The organism is Mesorhizobium sp. LNHC229A00 (genome assembly GCF_000502415.1).
Taxonomy (GTDB): Bacteria; Pseudomonadota; Alphaproteobacteria; order Rhizobiales; family Rhizobiaceae; genus Mesorhizobium.
The window spans coordinates 1-374 of record NZ_AYWQ01000208.1; the positions used below are offsets into that span (position 1 = coordinate 1).

Below are 374 nucleotides of genomic sequence, written 5' to 3' on the forward strand. Positions count from 1 at the left end.
CTGCGATCCCAGAAATCGTCCGGACTGAAGGCGCCTATCTCCGCAGGGCCGACGGCGCCCGCATCCTGGACGCCATCTCCTCCTGGTGGGTCGTCACACATGGCCACCGCCATCCCCGCATCATGAAGGCAATCGAGACAACCGCGTCGAGCCTCGACCAGATTATCTTTGCGGGCTTCACGCACGAGCCGGCAGAGCGCTTGGCCAAGGCGCTTGTCGGCCTCGCTCCCGCTGGACTCGACTGGGTGTTCTATTCCGACAGTGGCTCGACCTCGGTCGAAGTAGCGCTGAAGATGGCACTCAGTTATTTCCGCAACATCGGCGCGGCGCGCTCTCGCATCGTCGTCATGGAGCACAGCTATCATGGCGACACG

The 374-nt window shown here is 62.8% G+C and carries 1 protein-coding gene; it reads left to right on the forward strand.

The genetic code is table 11. The features are described from left to right. Positions 1-374, forward strand: a 374-nt coding sequence (locus tag X742_RS0139850) for an aminotransferase class III-fold pyridoxal phosphate-dependent enzyme (RefSeq protein ID WP_031248896.1), incomplete at both ends; no start/stop codon positions are given.